The sequence below is a fragment of the Listeria kieliensis genome, assembly GCF_003369925.1.
Taxonomy (GTDB): Bacteria; Bacillota; Bacilli; order Lactobacillales; family Listeriaceae; genus Listeria; species Listeria kieliensis_A.
In genome coordinates, this window is record NZ_LARY01000001.1 from 811,056 (window position 1) to 832,103 (window position 21,048).

Genomic DNA, 21,048 nt, shown 5'->3' on the forward strand with positions numbered 1-21,048 from the left:
ATGGGCGGGATTCTTTTTTTGGAATAGGCACTAAAAGAACTGCGAAATAAGAGCTTTTATGGTATGATAAGAAGAGTTTAAAGTGAACGAATCACTTTTTCCGAAGAGGAGGAGGAAATAGGTCATGGCAAAAAACTATCATGTGGCGGTTGTCGGGGCAACAGGAGCAGTTGGAACACAAATGATCGAATTATTAGAGCAAGTTACTTCGTTTGAAATTGGAAAGGTTTCTTTTCTTTCGTCAGCTCGTTCAGCGGGCAAGAAAAAAACTTTCCGCGGAGAAGAAATCACAATTGAAGAAGCTAAACCGGAGAGTTTCTCGGGGGTAGATATTGCGCTTTTCAGTGCGGGTGGCTCGGTTTCTAAGGCTTTGGCGAAAGAAGCGGTGCAAAGAGGCGCGATCGTGATCGACAATACAAGTGCTTTTCGGATGGATCCAACTGTTCCGCTTGTTGTTCCAGAGGTGAATGAAGAAGCGCTCAAAAGACATGCGGGTATTATCGCCAATCCAAACTGTTCAACGATCCAAATGGTGGCGGCGCTTGAACCAATTCGTGAAAAATTTGGGCTGAATCGAATTATTGTTTCGACTTATCAAGCAGTTTCGGGCTCAGGAATTTCAGCGATTCAAGAGTTAAAGGATCAATCACGTGCTATTTTAGATGGGGAAGATTTTACACCGGAGTACTTACCGGTTAAAGGTGACAAGAAACACTACCAAATCGCGTTTAATGCGCTTCCTCAAATCGATGTATTTACAGATAACGATTATACATATGAAGAGATGAAGATGATCAATGAAACGCGCAAAATTATGGAAGATGATACGATGAAAGTAGCGGCGACATGCGTGCGGATTCCAGTTGTAACAGGGCACTCAGAGTCTGTTTATATTGAAGTGGAAGAAGCGGGGGTTTCGGCTCAAGCGATTCAAGAAGCTTTAAAAAATGCGCCGGGAATTGTCTTGGAAGATGATCCAGCCAATCAAATCTATCCGCAAGCAGCTCTTTCTGAAAATAAAAAAGAAGTATTTGTGGGGCGCGTGCGGCACGATCTTGACGATCCTAAAGGCTTCCACATGTGGATCGTTTCAGATAACTTACTAAAAGGAGCTGCCTGGAATTCGATTCAAATTGCTGAAAGTCTTGTGAAATTAGAAATTATTTAGAGGTGTTCTTAAAAATGAATTTGATCGTGCAAAAATTCGGCGGAACTTCCGTCCAAAGTGAAGAAACACGAAAAATGGCTTTTGGCCATATCAAGCGAGCAACAGAAGCTGGTTATAAAGTGGTCGTTGTTGTTTCGGCTATTGGTCGCCTTGGTGATCCTTACGCAACGGATACATTGCTTGAACTAATTGGTGCCAAAGAGACAAAACTTTCAAGTCGTGAAGAAGATATGCTTCTTTCTGTTGGTGAGACGATTTCTTGCGCGGTATTTACAAACATGTTGAAAGAAGCTCGCGTGAATGCTGTTGGCTTTTCTGGCGGGCAAGCAGGCATTTTGACAACAAGTGAACACTTAAATGCAAAAATTCTCGAAGTGGATCCGAAACGAATTCGTGCAGCTTTCGATCAAGTAGATGTCGTTGTCGTAGCCGGGTTCCAAGGTGTAGACGAACATGGCGATGTCACAACTTTAGGTCGAGGTGGAAGTGATACTTCTGCAGCGGCTCTTGGTGTTGCGCTCCAAGCGGATTTCGTGGATATTTTTACTGATGTTGACGGGATGATGACGGCGGATCCACGGATTGTCGAACATGCGCGTAGCCTTCCTCGCGTTAGCTATAACGAGGTGAGTAATATGGCTTATCAAGGTGCAAAAGTCATTCATCCACGTGCGGTTGAAATTGCGATGACGGCGAAGATTCCGATGCGAATTCGTTCCACCTATCTGGACGGCGAAGGGACACTTGTTACGGCGCTTTCGAATGAAGAAAGTCACTTTGATATTAAAGAACGCCTTGTAACAGGAATCGCTCATGTCACGAATTTAACGCAAATCAATGTGCGAATCGAAACACCAGACAAGCAACAGGATGCTTTTAGTCTTTTAGCGGAACATGGGATCAGTCTTGACTTTATCAGCATCGGGACTGAAAATATTGCGTTTACTGTTCCAGAAGAAAAAAGAAAGCAGACAGTCGAACTACTTGAAAAACAAGGATTTTCAGTGCTTGTTACGGAACACTGCGCGAAAGTATCAATCGTTGGGGCAGGGATTACTGGTGTTCCAGGTGTTACGGCCAAAATTGTCAGTGCTCTAGCAGCACTCGGGATTCAGATTTTACAGTCTGCAGATAGCCATACCACGATTTGGGTGCTGATTAGTGAAGAAGATTTAATTCAAGCAGTCAATGCTTTGCATGATACTTTTTGCTTAGAAGTGGAATAAAAATGCGAATCAGGAGGGATTAAATATGGATTTTGGAAAAGTAATTACAGCCATGGTGACCCCAATTCATCCGGAGAAAGATGTTGTTTGTCGTAAACGAATTCATCGACTTGTGAATCATTTGATTGAAACGGGATCAGACGGGTTAGTTGTTTCTGGAACGACAGGAGAATCGCCAACGCTATCTCATGATGAAAAAATCAAATTAATGACGGAAGTCGTCAAGGCAAATGATGGCCGAGCAAAATTAATTGCTGGAACAGGATCAAATAATACGGCAGAAACGATTGCGTTTACAAAAGAAGTTGCAGACTTAGGGGGCTATGATGCAGCCCTTGTTGTCACACCTTACTACAATAAACCAAATCAACGAGGAATCTATGAACATTTTAAAGCGGTAGCAGAAAATAGTCCGCTACCAATTATGATTTATAACATTCCTGGACGTTCTGTTGTTAATATCGAGCCAGAAACCATTATTGCATTATCCAAACTGGAGAACATTGTTTCCGTAAAAGAATCAAGTGGAAATTTAGAAAACATTTCGCAAATCGTGGAAGAAACAGCAGATGACTTTACCGTTTATAGCGGAGACGACAGCTTAACACTCCCTATTTTGTCAGTCGGCGGTCGTGGTGTCGTTTCTGTACTGAGCCACGTGGCGGGAAATGAAACGAAAGAAATGATTGAAGCTTACGAGAACGGGGAAGTGAAAAAAGCAGCTGAAATCCACAGAAGACTGCTTCCACTTATGCGTGGTTTGTTTAGTTCACCAAATCCTGCTCCGACGAAGTTTTTGTTAAATGATAGGGGCGTTGATGTTGGTCACGTTCGCTTGCCGCTTGTTGATTTAGACGAGGAACAAGGCAAGAAACTTAAAGCGATTTATGAAGAGTCGCAAAAAAGCTAAAGGAGGTTTACGCTTTGCCACTAAAAAAAGCGAAACAGATTAAAATTATTCCGCTGGGCGGGGTAGATGAAAGCGGGAAAAATATGTATGTCGTCGAAGTAGACGATGAAATTTTTGTCTTAGATGCTGGGCTGATGTTCCCAGAAGATGAACTTCTAGGCATTGATGTTGTTATTCCTGATTTCAAATATTTAGAAGAAAATAAAGACCGTGTGAAAGCGATTATCCTTTCTCATGGACATGAAGATGCGATTGGAGCTTTGCCTTATTTGCTTCAAAAGGTCAAAGCGCCTGTTTACGGGACTGAATTAACGATCGCACTCGCTAAAAATTCTGTTAAAGAATACCGGAAAGTGCGGTTTAAAAATTTCCATGTGATTGATGAAGATAGCGTCATCAAATTTAATAAAGTCAATGTCCAATTTTTCCGGACGACACACACGATTCCTGACTCAGTTGGGATTGTGATTGGTACGAGTGAAGGTTCGATTGTTTATTCGGGTGATTTTAAATTTGATCAATCCGCAAAAGAAGGCTATGAAACAAGTCTTAGTGCCATTGCAGATGTTGGAGAAGCTGGCGTTCTGGCCTTGCTATCAGATAGCTCGGAAGCCGAGCATCCAGGAACAACTTCGAGCGATAGCGAAATCGAACAAGAAGTGCGTCACGCTTTTCGAACGGCTGAGGGTCGGATTATCGTTGCTTGTGTAGCTTCGAATGTTATTCGTTTGCAACAAGTGCTAGATGCTTCTGCGGCAACAAAACGAAAAGTCGTTATCGTTGGGAAAGAACTAGAACGCGTTGTTGAAATTACAAGTAGCTTAGATAAGCTCAAAATGGACGATGATTTGATTATTCCATTTAAAGAAATGAAAAAATACCCAGATGATGAAATTACTATCATTGAAACAGGAAATCTTGGTGAGCCAATTCAGTCGCTTCAATTAATGACAAAAGGAAATCATCCAAAAGTCAATATTAAAGCGGGGGATACCGTTTATATCACAACAACACCAAGCCCATCTTTAGAAACAATGATGGCAAAAACAATCGATATGCTGTACCGAGCTGGTGCACGTGTTCTCACGATGAGCCGTGATTTGTTTGTGTCTGGGCATGCAAGCCAAGATGACTTGAAATTATTGCTCAATTTACTGAAACCAACTTACTTTGTACCCGTTCACGGCGAATATCGGATGCTCATTGCACATGCTAAACTAGCAAATAGCGTGGGCATTCCAAAATCCAATGTTTTTGTAGTTGGAAAAGGAGAAGTCGTGGAATATAAAGCAGGGCGCATGTCCGTTGGGAACCGCGTTTATGCTGGGAATACGCTGATCGACGGCTTAGGTGTTGGCGATGTTGGGAACATTGTCTTAAGAGACCGAAAACTTCTTTCGGAAGACGGGATTTTCATCGTTGTGGTTACGCTTAGTCGGCGCCATAAAAAAATCATTTCAGGACCTGAAATGATTTCAAGAGGTTTTGTGTATGTACGTGAATCGGAACGCTTAATTGAAGACTCTCAAAAACTTGTAAGTAAAATCATTGAGAAAAACTTGCAAGATAGTGAGTTTGAATGGTCGAAGTTGAAGCAGGATATTCGCGATCAACTAAATCGTTTCTTGTTTGAACAAACAAAACGCCGTCCGATGATTTTACCAATTATTATGGAAGTCTAGAAGTTTTAGGCTAGCTAAAAAGCTAGCCTAAAACTTCTTTGTTTTTATTTAGAGAAATCCGGGAAAAGAGTTAGAGGATAAATGGAGAGGATGAACAATATGGATTACAAGTTTGATGCCATTGTGATTGGAAGTGGTGTGAGCGGGACTTCCGCCGCTTACGCACTGAATGAAGCAGGAAAGAAAGTGGCAATTATTGAAGAACGAGATTGGGGTGGCACTTGTGTGCTTCGTGGATGCGATCCTAAAAAGGTATTAGCTGGTGCGATGGAAGCACATAATTTTTCGGAGCGGTTACGAGGCAAGGGAATCAAGCAAGTCGCGGAGATTGATTGGAAAGATTTGCAAGACTTCAAGAAAAGCTTTGTTGAGTCTGTTCCAGAAAGTCGCTTAGAAGGTTTTCAAGAAGCAAAAATTGAAACATTTAAAGGAAGTGCCGCTTTTCTAGATGCTCATAAGTTGCAAGTTGGCGAAGATACACTTTCCGCTGAGGACATTATTATCGCGACAGGAGCACGACCAAATATTCCGGATATCGAAGGAAAAGAAATTTTTCTCACGAGTGATGATTTTTTGGATTTGGAGACTCTTCCGAAACGGATCGCTTTTGTTGGAGGTGGCTATATTGCCTTTGAGTTTGCGGCGATTGCGCATGCGGCGGGAAGTGAGGTACATTTGATTCATCACAATAGTCGGCCACTAAAGGGGTTTGATGAGGATCACGTGGCGATGCTTGTGAGTTCGCTCAAATCAGATGGCGTTCATTTTCACTTTGATACGGATGTGGAACAGCTTGCAAAACGAGATGCTGGGATTTTGCTTTCTGCTCAAAATTGGACGCTTGAAGTCGATGCAGTTTTTGCGACGGCGGGTCGGAAGCCGAATATCGAGCGGCTAAATCTTGAAAAAGCAGGAATTCAGTCGAACCGCCGCGGTATTCTTGTTAATCAATCGCTTGAAGCCGTTCCTCACGTTCTAGCAGTAGGAGATGTTTCGGTTACTCCAGGTCTTCCACTTACGCCAGTGGACAGCTTTGAGGCGGATTTCGCGGTTTCGTATATTTTAGGCAAGAAACAAGAGATTCAGTATCCGGCGATTCCAAGTGCTGTGTTCTCGAGTCCTAAGCTGGCTCAGGTCGGATTAACGGCAAAAGAAGCGCTTCAAGAAAAGGATCGCTATCATGTGAATGAAATTGATATGAAAAACTGGTATACGTACCGTAGAACCAATGAGTATCTCAGTCATGCTAAAGTTATAACGGAAAAAGAAACTGGGAAGATTGTGGGAGCATCTTTTATTAGTGAAGAAGCAGATGTGATGATCAATTATATCGTGCTTTTAATGAAAGCAGGACTAACACTTGATGCGCTTGATTCACTCATTTTTGCTTATCCGTCTCCAGCATCGGATTTACCTTCGTTGCGCTAGCCTCTGACAAATGGTATGATTAAACCAATTATTAGCAAGAAGAAGGAGTATTTTACATGTTACTATGGATTATTTTAGGTGGCATCCTAGCCTTTATTCTGTTTGTGATTGGGCTGATCATTTTATTTTTCCCGAAGCAAAGAAAAGTAGGGGCCATTTTAGTTGGTGCGGGGATGGTACTAATGATTGCTGCGATTGTAGGCGTATTTTTGCACTTTAAACAATTGGATGATGTGAATAATGAAGTTTTGAATTATTCAGCTGGAAAATCGACAAGTGAATCTGGGAAAAAAGAAGCGAAAACTTATCAAGTGAATCATAAAGTAAATGAAAATAATATTGAATTGACAGTCAAAACGGTCAAAGTGGAGAAAAAGCCGGTTTATTCGACGATGGAACAAAAAGAAATGCCGGGAAGTATTTCGCTTGTATTGGCTGTGAAAAATAACGGGAAAGAGAAGCTTACGACTTACCCGAATCAGGGGACACTGCAAGCTTCTAAAATGGAAGTTGATGGTGGAGATGTCTTGCTTTCTGAATTTGATGCAAGTACTGTGGAACCTGGAAAAACAATTGAAGGTACCCTAGTATTTCCGCTGGAAAAACTGAAATCAGTTGCTTCCGTTCATTCTGTATCGCTTTCTTGGCTTAGCTATTTTGGCTCGGAGTCTGATCCAGTTGGAACAGAAACAGGAACAATTAAATTAACGAAATAAAAGAAATCCGCTCAAAGTCTGAGCGGATTTCTTTTATTCTGCGACATCTAGAACTTCTGCTAGATAGCCGTCATAACTGATTTCTTTATTGTAGAAGTTTTCTTTTGAAAGGTTGATGACACGCGTCGCCAAACTTTGTAAGAGTTGATGGTCGTGACTTGAAAAGATCATTGCTCCATCAAAAGCTGCTAAGCCGTTGTTTAAAGCAGTGATGGATTCTAAATCCAAGTGGTTGGTCGGTTCATCTAGTAGAAGAACGTTGGAGCCAGAAAGCATCATTTTTGAAAGCATACAACGCACTTTTTCGCCTCCAGATAAGACCTTTACTTTTTTAAGGACTTCATCCCCACTAAAGAGCATGCGACCGAGGAAGCCGCGTAAGAAAGCTTCAGAATCATCTTGTGGAGAGAACTGGCGTAACCATTCCACAAGGTTTAAGTTGTTGTCTTCGAAAAACTCCGAGTTATCTTTCGGGAAGTAGCTTTGACTTGTTGTGACACCCCAGCGGAATGATCCTGCGTCAGGTTCCATTTCACCAGCTAAAATTTGCAGAAGAGCGGTTTTCGCCACTTCATCATCCCCTACAAGCGCCACTTTATCATTGCGGTTAATCGTGAAACTAACATTGTCGAGCACTTTGACACCGTCAATTTCTTTTGTCAGATTTTCGACGGTTAGTAAGTCGTTTCCAACTTCACGATCTGGCTTGAATTGAATGAATGGATAACGTCTGCTAGAAGGTTGGATGTCCTCAAGTGTAATTTTATCGAGCATTTTCTTCCGACTTGTCGCTTGTTTCGATTTAGAAGCATTGGCACTAAACCGCGCAATAAAGTCTTGCAATTCTTTAATTTTTTCTTCTTTTTTCTTGTTGCGGTCGCCCATCATTTGCTGCGCTAGCTGACTCGATTCATACCAGAAATCGTAGTTTCCAACATACAGCTGAATTTTGCTGAAATCAAGGTCGGCAATATGTGTACAAACTTTATTTAAGAAGTGACGATCATGAGAAACCACAATGACTGTGTTTTCAAAGTTGATTAAAAATTCTTCAAGCCAGTGAATCGCGCGAATGTCTAAGTGGTTGGTCGGCTCATCTAGAAGCAAAATATCTGGTTTCCCAAAAAGAGCTTGTGCGAGTAAAACCTTGACTTTTTCACTTCCGGTTAAGTCTTTCATATATTTATCATGCAAATCTTGTGAAATACCAAGTCCGTTTAGTAATACAGCTGCATCGGCTTCAGCTTCCCAGCCGCCAAGTTCACCAAATTCACCTTCGAGTTCTGCAGCACGAATACCATCTTCATCACTAAAATCAGGTTTCATATAGATGGCGTTTTTCTCAGCCATAATTTCATAAAGCTTCTGGTGTCCCATGATGACCGTATTTAAAACGAGTTCATCATCATATTGGAAGTGATCTTGTTGTAAAACAGCAAGTCGTTCACCGGGTGTAATATGAACGCTTCCAGACTGCGAATCTACTTCTCCAGAGAGCACTTTTAAAAACGTCGATTTACCCGCTCCATTTGCTCCAATTAAACCATAACAGTTGCCGGGTGTGAATTTGATGGAAACATCTTCGAATAATTTTTTATCGCCATAGCGTAGTCCAACATTACTAACAGTTAACATTTTTTTCCTCCTAAAAAGCACATTACCTCTATCATAACACGCTCTTAATTGTAAATAAAGTTTTTCTCATGTTAAAATGAGGGAAATGAAAGGGTGAGAAACCGGTGGTGAAAAATGATCCACTTGATTTAGCGAAGCGTGTGGCTTTTTGTTTAACACTTGATGGCGCAGTTGAAACTTTTCCATTTGGAGAGCATTTTCATGTGATGCGTGTTTACGAGAAAATGTTTGCACTGATTCACTATAAAGATGGCAGGCTATACGTGAGTGCCAAGTGTGAACCCGAAAAAGGAGAACATCTTCGTGAGGAGTATCAAGCCATCATACCAGGCTATCATCTCAATAAAACACACTGGATTTCGGTAGTCGTAACGGAAGAAGAGCAAATAGATTTTGAACTGGAAAAAGCCATTTTGGCGAACAGTTATCAGCTGGTTTTCTCGAAACTTTCCAAAAAGAAACAAGCCGAAATTCGTGGTTTCTAGCAAAAAGGTTTACTTTCAGGTTCATTCACTTTATAATGAATATGTTCAAACTGCATAAACGTTACCACAGGGGGAGCTTCTAGCTGAGATTGAGTCTTCAGGACTCTGACCCTTTGAACCTGTTCGTTAAGACGAGCGTAGGGATTGTGGCGATTGCACTTTTCTTGTTAATTCGGAAAACTGCTTTCTTCTGGGGTACGTTTTTGACCAAAAAGAAGAGAGGAGTTTATTTTTTATGGAAAGCAAACGATTACTAATTTTGATTGAATGTGCTATTTTTGCGGCAATCGCAATGGTCCTAAGTTTTATCCCACTGGATTTTGGCTCTAGCTTTTCGATTTCTCTTGGGATGATTCCGATGTATGTGATTGCTTTGCGCCGAGGCTTTTTCGCAGCTGGATTTTCTGGGCTTTTATGGGGGTTACTTCATTTTTTGACAGGAAAAGCCTACATTTTAACGTGGAATCAAGCATTAATTGAGTATATCTTGGCTTTTGTTTTTATTGCCTTTGCAGGGATTTTTGCTAAAAAAGTACGTGCTGCCCTGAAAGAAAAAAATATGAAACAAGCTCAAGCTTATGCGTGGAGTTCGATGTTTATTGGTGGCATCACGCGTTACTTTTGGCACTATGTAGCAGGAGTCATTTTCTGGGGTGCCTATGCATTTAAAGGATGGAGTGCGCAACTTTTTTCACTAGTTATGAATGGTGCAAGTGGTTCAGCGACTATTCTTGTTGCCGGAGCAGTTGTTTCGATTATTCTTCAAATCAAGCCGCAACTGTTTTTGCCTAAAAATTAAAGACGAAAGAACGCTCTGGAATTCGGGGCGTTTTTTTTGCGTAATAGTTGAAAATCTAGCGAGAAGGCATAGAATAGGAGTTATGAAAAGGGTTTTCTGAGGAGGAAAAGCGATGCATGAAGAGATTTCAATTTTAGGCGCCAAAACAAATAATTTGAAAAATATTTCTGTACATATTCCGAAAGGCAAAATCACAGTTGTGACTGGTCTTTCAGGTTCAGGTAAGTCTTCACTTGTTTTTGACACCTTGGCTGCTGAGTCGCGGCGTTTATTGAATGAAACTTATTCAAGTTATATTCAGCAGATTCTGCCACATTATGAGGAGCCCGTTGTAGATCAAATTAAAAACTTGCCAGTTTCTATTGTTATCGATCAAAAAAAAGTGGGTGGAAATGCACGTTCAACGGTGGGAACGATGACAGATATCTATACGGGACTACGCTTGCTTTTTTCAAGGCTTGCAAAACCATTTATTGGCTACTCGATGGTCTATTCATTTAATAATCCGCAAGGGATGTGCAAAAGGTGCCAAGGAATTGGTGAAGTCACAGATTTCGATGTAGCTGCTGTCATCGACTATAGCAAATCTCTAAACGAAGGGGCTATTCAATTTCCAACTTTTCAACCTGGCGGATGGCGTCTGACTCGCTATACGGAATCAGGTTATTTTGATAACGATAAGAAAATTGCGGACTATTCGGAACAAGAGCTACAAAAACTTCTTTATGATAAGGGAGGGAGTAAACCGGAAAACCCAACAAGTCAATTTCCAAAAACAGCGGAATATGTGGGTGTCCTTGAACGGATTCGAAAGTCTTTACTAGAAAAAAATGATAAAAAATATCAAACGGATTTAAAGCGAATCACCAATACGGTTGAGTGTCCAGACTGCCACGGAACGCGTGTCAATGAAACAGTGCGTTCAGCAAAAATTTCAGGTTATTCAATTGGAGATTGCGTCAAAATGTCTGCAGACAGCTTATTTGCTTTTATAAACAGCATGCAAGATCAACAGACTGAGATTGTGCTGAAAGACTTACGGAATCGACTAAAGAGCATGCTCGCAGTTGGACTTGGCTATTTGACCATTGATAGAAAAACAGCAAGTTTATCAGGTGGAGAATCACAGCGTCTGAAGATGACTAAGCACTTAAATAGTGCGCTATCTGATGTGCTTTATATATTTGATGAACCGAGTGTTGGACTTCACCCAGAGGATTTAGCAGGACTTGGAAGAGTTCTAAAACGGCTCAAGCAAAAAGGAAATACACTAGTTTTGGTAGATCACGATCCCGACATCATTGCACTTGCTGATACGGTCATTGAAGTTGGACCAGACGCAGGGAAAAATGGTGGTGAAATCACTTTTTCTGGAAATTTTAGCGAGTTTATGAGTTCAAATTCAACAACGGCTCAAGCGCTTGCGAAGAAACCCACTTTAAATGCGAAAAAGACACCTTTTACACAGTTTTATACACTGGAAGGAGTCAGTGCTTTCAACATTCAAAATGAGTCGGCAAGCTTTCCTAAAACTGGAATGACTGTGGTGACGGGGCTTGCGGGATCTGGTAAAAGTACACTGGTAAGAAAATTATTTACAGCGAAATATCCCGAGGCTGTTGTTTTTGACCAATCGAGTATTCGCGGAAGCAATCGGTCCAATTTACTCACGTATTTGGGCGTTTTTGATTCGCTTAGAAAGAAATTTGCAAGTATTTCTGGGAAAAGTGCGTCTTTGTTTAGTTTTAACGGGAAAGGAGCCTGCCCTGAATGTAAGGGAAAAGGTGTGATCAAATATGATCTTGCTTATATGGGAAATGTGACGGAACGTTGTGAAAAATGCCACGGGAAACGGTATAACGAAGAGGCACTGAGTGTTAAGTGGCAAGGAAAAAATATGGATGAGTTTTTAAGTTTGACAGTAGAAGAAGCGCTTTTGATGATTGATATTCCGGAAGTGCATCAAGCTTTAGTGGCACTTCGTGATGCCAATTTAAACTACATTCAACTGGGACAAAGTTTGGATACTCTTTCTGGTGGTGAGATGCAGCGCCTCAAAATTGCAACGAAGCTGCTTGAAGATACGGAAAAGCAGTTTGATTTATTTATACTAGATGAACCGAGCACAGGGCTTCACGAGAAAGATGTTTTTCACCTCCTTGAATTACTCCAAAAACTTAAAAACGAAGGGAAAACGTTAATTGTTTTGGAGCATAATTTATCGATCATTAGCCAAGCGGATTGGATTGTAGATATGGGGCCAAGAGGAGGAAGCCTTGGTGGCAAAGTTTTGTTTCAGGGCTACCCAGTGGATTTACTCCAAGCAGCGAATTCTTTTACAGCAAGCCACTTGAAAAAATTTTTACGGCAGGAATGAAAAGGTAGAAATGGATGAAAACTGAGTGATTGGAAGGATTGAGAAGGGGACTTGTTTAATAAATATTACTTATAAAAAAACAAATATTTGATAAGTTTTTCCTTGAAAATGTTTTATGCCAACGCAACTAGGGAAAAAACAAGATAGAGTTTCATCAAAAATGACTAACGGAGGTGCTTTAAGTGTTACGATTTGAACACGTTTCGAAAACCTATAAAGGTGGAAAAAAGGCAGTTGATGATCTCAATTTAGATATCGATAAAGGCGAATTTATTTGTTTTATCGGTCCGAGTGGCTGCGGAAAAACAACAACCATGAAGATGATTAATCGATTAATCGATCCTACAGAAGGTAAAATACTTATTGATGATAAGGACATTTCACAAGAAGATCCAGTCAAACTAAGACGTTCTATCGGCTATGTGATTCAGCAAATTGGCTTGATGCCTCACATGACTATTCGTGATAACATTGTGCTCGTTCCTAAGCTATTAAAATGGTCAGACGAGAAAAAGCAAGAGCGTGCGAAAGAGTTAATCAAGCTGGTGGATTTACCAGAAGAGTATCTCGATCGTTATCCCTATGAATTAAGTGGCGGACAGCAACAGCGTATTGGCGTTTTACGTGCGCTAGCAGCTGAACAAAACTTGATTTTAATGGACGAACCTTTTGGTGCGCTTGACCCGATCACACGGGATTCATTGCAAGAAGAATTTAAAAATTTGCAACAAGAACTTGGAAAAACGATTATTTTCGTTACCCACGATATGGACGAAGCACTTAAGCTTGCTGATCGCATCGTGATCATGCAAGCAGGAAAAGTCGTTCAGTTTGATACGCCAGATGAAATTTTGCGGCATCCAGCAAATTCATTTGTCGAAGAATTTATCGGAAAAGATCGGCTTATTGAAGCGCAACCAGATGTGACTCAAGTTCGACAAATCATGAACACGAATCCAGTTTCCATTACCGCAGATAAATCTCTTCAAGCGGCGATTCAACTCATGAAACAAAAACGAGTGGATACGCTTTTAGTAGTGGATGAAAAACAAGTTCTAAAAGGTTACATTGATGTCGAACAAATTGATTCACAGCGCAAGCGCGCAACTTCCGTGGTCGATATTCTTGAACGTGATGTTTTCTATGTAAAAGAAGACGCTTTACTGAGAGATACGATTCAACGGATTTTAAAACGCGGCTATAAATATGTGCCAGTTGTTGATGATGATAAACGCCTCGTTGGAATTGTGACACGCGCAAGCTTAGTTGATATGGTGTACGATTCCATTTGGGGAGAAGAGCAAGAAGATACGGACTCAAACAACGAAAAAGAAACTGTCGCCACTTCTGAAGGAGGCGAATAACGAATGGAAGCTTTACAAAACTTTTTTCAAGAAAACGGGCATAATTTGCTTGTTCAAACTTGGCAGCACTTATACATATCGCTAGCTGCAGTTATTCTAGGAATTGTTGTAGCCGTCCCACTCGGAATTGCGCTCACACGCTCTCCTAAAATTGCTAACTTTGTCATTGGTGTAGTTGGAGTTTTGCAAACGGTTCCGTCGCTTGCCATCTTGGCTTTTATTATTCCAATCCTGGGTGTCGGGACTTTTCCGGCGATCATTGCTTTATTCATCTACGCGTTACTTCCCATCTTGCGTAATACCTTTATTGGCGTAAGAGGCGTTGACCCCAATTTAATTGAATCAGGAAAAGGAATGGGGATGACGAACTGGCAGCTCATCACAAATGTCGAAATCCCGAACTCCATTTCTGTCATTATGGCCGGAATCAGGCTTTCAACCGTTTATATCATTGCTTGGGCGACACTTGCTTCTTATATCGGCGCTGGAGGTCTTGGAGACTTTATTTTTAACGGGCTGAACCTTTACCGTCCAGACTTGATTCTAGGCGGGGCAATCCCGGTTACCATCCTTGCCCTCATCGTTGAATTTTTCTTAGGCAAACTTGAAAATGCGATGACACCAAAACCACTTCGTGACGCAAGAAATAATGGATAGGAGGAAAATAGAATGAAGAAAAAAACACTCGCTTTGTTTGCTGTGATTCTGTTATCCTTCGGTACCTTGCTTTCTGGCTGTTCGTTACCTGGACTTGGTGGAGGAGCAGAAGGGACGATTCGCGTTGGCTCTCTTTCTACAACAGAATCTCAGATCGTATCAAATATTGTGAAACAAATGATTGAACATGATACAGACTTAAAAGTAGAACTCGTTAATAATCTCGGTTCATCCGTCGTGCAACATCAGGCAATGGTAAATGGTGATGTGGATATCACAGCGACACGTTACACGGGGACAGATCTCGTTGGGCCACTTGGTGAAGAACCGATTAAAGATCCGAAAAAAGCGCTTGTAGCGGTTAAAAAAGGTTTTGAAGAAAAGTTTCATCAAACTTGGTTTGATTCCTATGGATTTGCGAATACTTATGCCTTTATGGTTCGAGCAGATACCGCTAAAAAGTATAACTTAAAAACAGTAAGCGATATGCGACCCGTTCAAGATCAGCTCACAGCAGGCGTTGATAACTCATGGATGGAACGGAAAGGAGACGGGTATAAAGCCTTCTCGAAAGATTACAACATCGAATTCAAAAAAATCTTTCCTATGCAAATCGGTTTGATTTATACGGCCTTGAAAGATAAACAAATGGATGTGGCCCTTGGCTATTCAACAGATGGCCGGATTCCAACTTATAACTTGAAAGTGCTTAAAGACGATAAAAAATTCTTCCCACCTTATGATGCTTCACCGCTTGCAACAGATAAAATTTTAAAAGAGCATCCCGAATTAAAAACGACATTAAATAAATTGGTCGGAACAATTTCAACTGAGGAGATGCAGCGACTGAATTATGAAGCGGATGGGAAACTAAAAGAACCTTCTGTCGTTGCGAAAGAATTTTTGGAGAAGCACAATTACTTTGAGGATAAAAAATAAGGAGGGAACGGACCAGTGGAAACTCTGAAACAATTGATCGACTATTACGCAACCAATGGAAGCTATGTCATGGAAGAGTTTTGGCGTCACTTTCTGATGAGTATTTACGGCGTACTCTTTGCAAGTATTGTAGCGATTCCACTTGGAATTTATATTGCAAGAAAAAAACGGCTAGCGAATTGGGTGATTCAAATTGCTAATGTCATCCAAACGATTCCTGCCCTTGCTATGCTTGCTGTTTTAATGCTTGTATTGGGACTTGGGACAAATACGGTCGTCTTATCTCTTTTCCTATATTCGTTACTTCCAATTTTAAAAAATACGTATACTGGCATTCAAAATGTCGATAGCGCGCTATTAGAATCTGGGAAAGCAATGGGGATGACGAAGTGGCAAGTGCTTCGCATGGTGGAACTGCCACTTTCACTTTCCGTGATTATGGCAGGAATCCGAAATGCGCTAGTTATTGCAATCGGCGTTGCTGCGATTGGGACATTCGTTGGTGCTGGAGGACTTGGGGATATCATTGTACGCGGAACGAACGCAACCAATGGGACCGCTATTATCTTAGCAGGAGCGATTCCCACTGCCCTAATGGCGATTATTACCGATTTATTACTCGGCTGGGTGGAAAAAGCGATCAATCCAGTGAAAAATAAAAAGAAAAAATTATCAGAAGCGCTATAAAATGAAGGGCGGGCAGGGGAAAACTCTCGCCCGTTCTTTCCATTAGTGCAAGGAGGGAACAACGTGGTAAAGCATAAACGGGAAGCTTGGCGAGAGGAAAAAGAAACTGAAAGCCTGAGCGAGGTCAATAATACAATAAAAGTCCCCCAGAATGCCTCGTTTTTCCGCAAGTTGCTTGCTTTTATGGGACCAGGAGCTCTGATTGCCGTAGGTTATGTTGATCCAGGAAACTGGGCAACATCCATCGCCGGAGGCTCCGAATTCGGCTACACGCTACTTTCAGTCATTTTAATTTCCAATTTAATGGCGATTCTCTTGCAGTCGTTGGCAGCTAAACTTGGCATTGCAACTGGCCGTGATTTAGCACAAGCCTCACGAGATAGTTTTTCTAAAAAAACATCATTTGCTTTGTGGGTTCTTGCTGAGCTAGCAATTATCGCAACAGATTTAGCGGAAGTGATCGGGAGCGCGATTGCTTTAAATTTACTTTTTGGATTACCACTTATTGTCGGCGTCATTATCACTGCGCTTGATATTTTTCTTGTCTTGCTCCTACAACACCGGGGATTTCGCTATATTGAAGTCATTGTTATTACCTTGATGGTGACGATCCTCGTTTGCTTTGGTGTCGAGTTATTCATGAGCCATCCAGAAATAAAAGAAGTCCTGTATGGGTTTATCCCACAAAAGGAAGTCGTAACAAACCCCACGATGCTCTATATTGCGCTTGGAATTTTGGGGGCAACGGTTATGCCACATAATCTGTATTTACATTCTTCGATTGTCCAGACAAGGCAATATGAACGCAGCTTAAAGGGAAAAAAAGAAGCCATTAAATTTGCTTTTATTGATTCTACTTTTTCACTGACAGTAGCGCTATTTATCAATGCGGCGATCCTTGTGCTAGCTGCGTCTGCCTTTTATTATTCGGGTCATACTGAGGTGGCTGGAATTGAAGATGCCTACAAATTGTTGAATTCGGTTCTCGGAAGCGGGGTTGCCAGTGTGATTTTCGCGGTAGCGTTACTTGCCTCAGGACAAAATTCAACATTAACAGGTACACTCGCCGGCCAAATTGTCATGGAAGGCTTTTTAAATATTCGTCTGAAGCCTTGGATCAGACGACTCATCACAAGAGTTCTTGCTATTATTCCTGCAGTGATCGTGACTGCACTTTATGGCGCAAGGGGAACCAATGAGCTTTTAATTTTGAGTCAAGTGGTGCTTTCCATGCAGCTCTCATTTGCAGTCATTCCACTTGTTATGTTTACAAGTGATAAGCGAAAGATGGGCGTTTTTGTGAACGGCTTTTGGCTGAAAGGTCTTGCTTGGCTAGTTGCCATTTTTATTGCAATTTTGAATATCTATTTACTAATTCACACCTTTGTTTAACTATAATTTTATTATGTAAACAACAAATGAAAAGATTTTTAATTTTTTCCCTCGAATTTTTTATCTAGATTCGTTATAATTGAATTAGCGAATAACCGTAGTAAAGGTGTGGAGTAGGATGGAGGACAAAGCAGTAAAACAGCAAAAACGATTATTAGAGCAAGAACATCTTTTGCCGTATACAATTGAAGCTCACAATCAATCTTTTCATGTCATGATCTATACAAAACTTGGGAAAATTTCTGGAATCACTGTGTTGAATGAAGATAAGAGCCTCGCTAATAGGGAAACTGCTGAAGAAGTTGTATTAAAATTACAACGTTATAATTTTTATTTTGAGTATCTTTCAAAGCGTTCGGACGTTGTGAAGGAACGAGACAGTGTGGTAGCAGAACGAATTGAACAAACGCAGCTTATTCTAAATGACGGTGAATTATTTGATGAAAATATGCAACCAATTGTTGATAAGCTCAGTTTAGCACTCGAAGTTTACAAACAACAACAGCATAAAATGGATATTTATCAAGAAGATATTAGTTTGCTAAATGAGAAAATCAAAGAGCAAGGTCAAATTCAACCAGAAGACTGGAAATCTGCGGAAGATTTGTCTATTTTGTTTATGAGTGCTGCTTACGCACAAACGATTTACCTAGAAGCAACCAGAAAAAATCGTCAAAAGCTTGCCAAGTGGGTTCATGAACATCAAAAACAACTTCCAACTGAAAAGCGAAAAGCATTGTTGAAACTTGTTTCGCTTTTAAGTGACACAAGTGCTGGCCTTATTTTCGATCAAATTATTTCGTTGCTACCGCTGCTTGAAAAAGGCTTGCTAATCGATCATGATGAAGATCTTCCAAAGCGTGCTCAGGAATTCAACAAAGAATATGAAGCATTGTGTCGCTTCTACAAACCCAAACTTGAAAAAATGATTAAATTAATCCGAAATTAAAAAATAGCCGCTGGAACGAGTCAGTTTCAGCAGCTATTTTTTATTTTTTGAGCAATTTATGTTGAACTAGATAATTTTTAGCCACTGTTTCTGCGGATTTACCATCTACATTGACTTGGTAATTCATCTTACGCATCTCCGCATCTGTAATTTTTCCAGCTAATTTATTCAACGGTTCTTTTAACTCTGGATACTTTTGCAAGGTTTTAGTAAGCATCAAAGGAGCGCCTTGGTAAGGAGGAAAGAGCTTACGATCATCTTTTAGTACCTTCAAATGGTATTGCTCGAGTTCGCTATCTGTTGAATAGGCATCTAAAACATCAATGTCGCCAGCCTTAATTGCTGTATAGCGAAGTTTAGGTTCCATTTTTTCAAGATGATTAAATGTGATCCCATATTTTTCTTGTAGTCCCTTGTATCCATCCCCACGGTCTGCAAATTCGGCCGTGAAGCCAACCTTTACTTGCTCATCAATCGGACGAAGATCAGAAATCGTTTCCGGCCCGTATTCTTTCGCAAGTCGTTCGGAAACGGCAATCGCATAAGTATTATTATATTGCATTGGTTTTAAAAGTGTCATATCAAATTTAGAAGCTAAACCTGTTCGGGCTTGTTTATAAACTTCGTGAGCGGAATGGGATTTAGCAGGTTCTTTTGTGAATGTTTCAAGAACCGTTCCAGTAAACTCTGGATAGATATCAATATCGCCAGATTTCAGCGCGTTAAAGAGGAAGCTTGTTTTCCCCATGCTTGGCTTCAATTCCACTTTCAAATCGGTTTCATCTTCAATAAGTAGTTTATACATGTTAATCAGTATTTCAGGCTCTGCACCTAGTTTGCCTGCAATTGTAATATCTTTTTTATCACTTGTAAAATGTGGCACGATTAGTAGAGCCGCCGTTAGCAAGATTGCCGCAGATACCGTGATGACTGTACTTTTGAAGGAGGCTTTTTGGAAGAAACGCAATACAAAGTCAAACAAAATGGCAAGCAGGGCTGCAGGAATTGCGCCCAGTAAAATCAAGCTGTTGTCATTTCGGTCGATCCCAAGCAGAATCAAATCCCCAAGTCCACCTGCGCCGATCAAGGCGGCAAGCGTTGCTGTTCCGATGATAAGAACCATTGCTGTTCGAATCCCAGCCATGATGACTGGCATGGCAAGTGGTAACTGAATTTTATACAGTCGTTTCCATTTGTTCATTCCCATTGCTCGAGAAGCTTCAATTAGTGCAGGATCCACTTCATCAATTCCAGTATAAGTATTGCGCAAAATGGGAAGTAGGGCATAGACAACGAGTGCGATGATCGCTGGCACGATTCCAATTCCGACAAGTGGAATTAGCAGGCCAAGCAAAGCCAGTGATGGAATCGTTTGGAAAATCGCTGCGACTTGGATGACGGGTTCTGCGATCCGCTTGTGGCGTGTTAAGTAAATACCAAGAGGCAAGGCAATTAAAACAGCGATGAAAAGAGAGATGAATGAAATTTGAATGTGCTCAATCAAAGCAGAAAGAAGGTCCTCTTTTCGGTCTGTTAGTGTCTCGATGAATGTACTCATGAATGAACACCTTCTTTCAAGTTGCTCGATAAGAAGGCAAGTAAGTCCTTCGTCTTGATGGTCGCGATGCTCATACCGGTTTCATCTTCGATCGTGACGCTTTTGGCATTTGCAAGCGCGGTAACAAGTTCTTCGAGTGGATCAGTGGTTTTTAAATGTCGGCTCGCCTCACTCGCGTTTCCTGCAGTTGTTGGGGTGAAGAAGTTTCGGTTTAGCAATTCAGAAATCGTGATGGAATGGTCAAATAGGGTTTTAGGTAAAAGATTGCCAGACTCGAGAAAATTACGAACAAAGTCAGTTTCAGGATTTTTCAATATATTCTCTGGCGTGTCGCATTGGACGATTTTTCCATCTTGCATGAGGCAAATTCGGTCTCCGAGCGCCAAAGCTTCTTGCATGTCGTGCGTGACAAAAACGATGGTCTTTTTGATTTTCTTTTGCAGTTCAGAAATATCTTGCTGTAATTTTTGCCTAGAAATGGGGTCTAACGCACTGAAGGGCTCATCCATTAAAATAATGCTTGGATCGGCTGCAAGCGCGCGAACAACACCCACACGTTGCTGTTCGCCGCCAGAAAGTTCTTTCGGTAGCCGGTCTCGGTATAAAGCCGGATCAAGCCCAACCATTTCCAGTAATTCGGTTGTTCGGTCATAGATTTTTTGCTTATCCCACTTTTTTAGCTCAGGGACAATCGCGATATTTTCAGCAATTGTCATATGAGGGAACAAAGCAATTTGCTGGAGTACATAGCCAATATCATAGCGCAATTCGTGAATGTCATAATCACTAATGCGTTTTTCATCGATATAGATGGTCCCCGTTGAGAGTGGGATGAGACGATTGATCATTTTTAAAGTTGTTGTTTTGCCACATCCGCTTGGCCCAATAAAAACGAAAAATTCACCGTCTTCAATATTGAGGTTGAGGTGATCAACAGCGACGGAATCATTGTCATATTTCTTTGTCACATTTTCAAAGCGAATCATAGTATCCTCCCAGTTTCTATTTTTTAAAAGCAATCATCTCTGTTTATACCCTATAATTTACCATTTTTTAACGGTAAATAGAAATTATAA

18 protein-coding genes and 1 riboswitch are annotated in these 21,048 nt (G+C 41.0%); of the genes, 15 read left to right on the forward strand and 3 right to left on the reverse strand.

Features of this window, described 5'->3' with window-relative positions:
- Positions 1 to 124 precede the first annotated feature (124 nt).
- From UR08_RS04070 to UR08_RS04095, 6 genes are all read left to right on the forward strand, one after another.
- Complete coding sequence (locus UR08_RS04070) at positions 125 to 1,168, forward strand: aspartate-semialdehyde dehydrogenase (RefSeq protein ID WP_115752373.1); 1,044 nt, start codon at positions 125 to 127, stop codon at positions 1,166 to 1,168.
- A 14-nt stretch (positions 1,169 to 1,182) separates the two neighbouring features.
- Positions 1,183 to 2,394, forward strand: coding sequence for an aspartate kinase (dapG, locus tag UR08_RS04075; RefSeq protein WP_115752374.1), 1,212 nt, complete (start codon positions 1,183 to 1,185; stop codon positions 2,392 to 2,394).
- Between the two features lie 25 nt (positions 2,395 to 2,419).
- Positions 2,420 to 3,304 (forward strand): 4-hydroxy-tetrahydrodipicolinate synthase, encoded by an 885-nt coding sequence (gene dapA / locus UR08_RS04080; protein ID WP_115752375.1) that lies wholly within the window; start codon positions 2,420 to 2,422, stop codon positions 3,302 to 3,304.
- A gap of 14 nt (positions 3,305 to 3,318) precedes the next feature.
- On the forward strand, positions 3,319 to 4,986 hold the full coding sequence (locus tag UR08_RS04085; RefSeq protein ID WP_115752376.1) for a ribonuclease J: 1,668 nt from the start codon (positions 3,319 to 3,321) through the stop codon (positions 4,984 to 4,986).
- Positions 4,987 to 5,085: 99 nt separating this feature from the next.
- The gene (locus UR08_RS04090) at positions 5,086 to 6,414 is read left to right on the forward strand and encodes a dihydrolipoyl dehydrogenase family protein (RefSeq protein WP_115752377.1); all 1,329 of its coding nucleotides are present in this window, start codon (positions 5,086 to 5,088) and stop codon (positions 6,412 to 6,414) included.
- Between the two features lie 56 nt (positions 6,415 to 6,470).
- Positions 6,471 to 7,130: a DUF4352 domain-containing protein gene (locus tag UR08_RS04095; RefSeq protein ID WP_115752378.1), complete on the forward strand. Its 660-nt coding sequence runs from the start codon at positions 6,471 to 6,473 to the stop codon at positions 7,128 to 7,130.
- A 33-nt stretch (positions 7,131 to 7,163) separates the two neighbouring features.
- Here UR08_RS04095 and UR08_RS04100 read toward each other — a convergent pair whose 3' ends face one another.
- Positions 7,164 to 8,765, reverse strand: coding sequence for an ABC-F family ATP-binding cassette domain-containing protein (locus tag UR08_RS04100; protein ID WP_115752379.1), 1,602 nt, complete (start codon positions 8,763 to 8,765; stop codon positions 7,164 to 7,166).
- A 104-nt stretch (positions 8,766 to 8,869) separates the two neighbouring features.
- Between UR08_RS04100 and UR08_RS04105 the strand changes: the two genes are divergently transcribed.
- The 9 genes from UR08_RS04105 to UR08_RS04145 all read left to right on the forward strand — a co-directional run bounded on the left by UR08_RS04105 (position 8,870) and on the right by UR08_RS04145 (position 18,414).
- A complete protein-coding gene (locus UR08_RS04105; protein ID WP_240616022.1) occupies positions 8,870 to 9,250 on the forward strand; it encodes an MmcQ/YjbR family DNA-binding protein in 381 nt (126 codons plus the stop codon).
- A 59-nt stretch (positions 9,251 to 9,309) separates the two neighbouring features.
- A riboswitch (TPP riboswitch) is annotated at positions 9,310 to 9,412 on the forward strand.
- 73 nt (positions 9,413 to 9,485) lie between these two features.
- The gene (gene thiT, locus UR08_RS04110; RefSeq protein ID WP_115752380.1) at positions 9,486 to 10,049 is read left to right on the forward strand and encodes an energy-coupled thiamine transporter ThiT; all 564 of its coding nucleotides are present in this window, start codon (positions 9,486 to 9,488) and stop codon (positions 10,047 to 10,049) included.
- A gap of 112 nt (positions 10,050 to 10,161) precedes the next feature.
- A complete protein-coding gene (locus tag UR08_RS04115) occupies positions 10,162 to 12,426 on the forward strand; it encodes an ATP-binding cassette domain-containing protein (RefSeq protein ID WP_115752381.1) in 2,265 nt (754 codons plus the stop codon).
- Between the two features lie 182 nt (positions 12,427 to 12,608).
- Positions 12,609 to 13,790, forward strand: coding sequence for a betaine/proline/choline family ABC transporter ATP-binding protein (locus tag UR08_RS04120; protein ID WP_115752382.1), 1,182 nt, complete (start codon positions 12,609 to 12,611; stop codon positions 13,788 to 13,790).
- Positions 13,791 to 13,793: 3 nt separating this feature from the next.
- Complete coding sequence (locus UR08_RS04125; RefSeq protein ID WP_115752383.1) at positions 13,794 to 14,447, forward strand: ABC transporter permease; 654 nt, start codon at positions 13,794 to 13,796, stop codon at positions 14,445 to 14,447.
- A gap of 12 nt (positions 14,448 to 14,459) precedes the next feature.
- Complete coding sequence (locus UR08_RS04130; RefSeq protein ID WP_115752384.1) at positions 14,460 to 15,386, forward strand: osmoprotectant ABC transporter substrate-binding protein; 927 nt, start codon at positions 14,460 to 14,462, stop codon at positions 15,384 to 15,386.
- A 15-nt stretch (positions 15,387 to 15,401) separates the two neighbouring features.
- Positions 15,402 to 16,073: an ABC transporter permease gene (locus UR08_RS04135; protein ID WP_115752385.1), complete on the forward strand. Its 672-nt coding sequence runs from the start codon at positions 15,402 to 15,404 to the stop codon at positions 16,071 to 16,073.
- A gap of 63 nt (positions 16,074 to 16,136) precedes the next feature.
- Positions 16,137 to 17,465, forward strand: a complete 1,329-nt coding sequence (locus tag UR08_RS04140; RefSeq protein WP_115752386.1) for an Nramp family divalent metal transporter — start codon at positions 16,137 to 16,139, stop codon at positions 17,463 to 17,465.
- A gap of 118 nt (positions 17,466 to 17,583) precedes the next feature.
- Positions 17,584 to 18,414, forward strand: a complete 831-nt coding sequence (locus tag UR08_RS04145; protein WP_115752387.1) for a hypothetical protein — start codon at positions 17,584 to 17,586, stop codon at positions 18,412 to 18,414.
- A gap of 40 nt (positions 18,415 to 18,454) precedes the next feature.
- Here UR08_RS04145 and UR08_RS04150 read toward each other — a convergent pair whose 3' ends face one another.
- The gene (locus tag UR08_RS04150) at positions 18,455 to 19,972 is read right to left on the reverse strand and encodes an ABC transporter permease/substrate-binding protein (RefSeq protein ID WP_115752388.1); all 1,518 of its coding nucleotides are present in this window, start codon (positions 19,970 to 19,972) and stop codon (positions 18,455 to 18,457) included.
- A complete protein-coding gene (locus tag UR08_RS04155) occupies positions 19,969 to 20,958 on the reverse strand; it encodes an ABC transporter ATP-binding protein (RefSeq protein ID WP_115752389.1) in 990 nt (329 codons plus the stop codon). Before UR08_RS04155 ends, UR08_RS04150 begins: the two co-directional genes overlap by 4 nt.
- Between the last annotated feature and the right edge of the window lie 90 nt (positions 20,959 to 21,048).

What these genes read in the sequence shown, in the direction of transcription:
- UR08_RS04095 (WP_115752378.1), top strand. Translation starts at nt 6,471, where the DNA reads ATGTTACTATGGATTATTTTAGGTGGCATCCTAGCCTTTATTCTGTTT.
- UR08_RS04070 (WP_115752373.1), top strand. Translation starts at nt 125, where the DNA reads ATGGCAAAAAACTATCATGTGGCGGTTGTCGGGGCAACAGGAGCAGTT.
- dapG (WP_115752374.1), top strand. Translation starts at nt 1,183, where the DNA reads ATGAATTTGATCGTGCAAAAATTCGGCGGAACTTCCGTCCAAAGTGAA.
- UR08_RS04090 (WP_115752377.1), top strand. Translation starts at nt 5,086, where the DNA reads ATGGATTACAAGTTTGATGCCATTGTGATTGGAAGTGGTGTGAGCGGG.
- UR08_RS04150 (WP_115752388.1), bottom strand. Translation starts at nt 19,972, where the DNA reads ATGAGTACATTCATCGAGACACTAACAGACCGAAAAGAGGACCTTCTT.
- UR08_RS04100 (WP_115752379.1), bottom strand. Translation starts at nt 8,765, where the DNA reads ATGTTAACTGTTAGTAATGTTGGACTACGCTATGGCGATAAAAAATTA.
- dapA (WP_115752375.1), top strand. Translation starts at nt 2,420, where the DNA reads ATGGATTTTGGAAAAGTAATTACAGCCATGGTGACCCCAATTCATCCG.
- UR08_RS04125 (WP_115752383.1), top strand. Translation starts at nt 13,794, where the DNA reads ATGGAAGCTTTACAAAACTTTTTTCAAGAAAACGGGCATAATTTGCTT.
- UR08_RS04115 (WP_115752381.1), top strand. Translation starts at nt 10,162, where the DNA reads ATGCATGAAGAGATTTCAATTTTAGGCGCCAAAACAAATAATTTGAAA.
- UR08_RS04145 (WP_115752387.1), top strand. Translation starts at nt 17,584, where the DNA reads ATGGAGGACAAAGCAGTAAAACAGCAAAAACGATTATTAGAGCAAGAA.
- UR08_RS04155 (WP_115752389.1), bottom strand. Translation starts at nt 20,958, where the DNA reads ATGATTCGCTTTGAAAATGTGACAAAGAAATATGACAATGATTCCGTC.
- UR08_RS04130 (WP_115752384.1), top strand. Translation starts at nt 14,460, where the DNA reads ATGAAGAAAAAAACACTCGCTTTGTTTGCTGTGATTCTGTTATCCTTC.
- thiT (WP_115752380.1), top strand. Translation starts at nt 9,486, where the DNA reads ATGGAAAGCAAACGATTACTAATTTTGATTGAATGTGCTATTTTTGCG.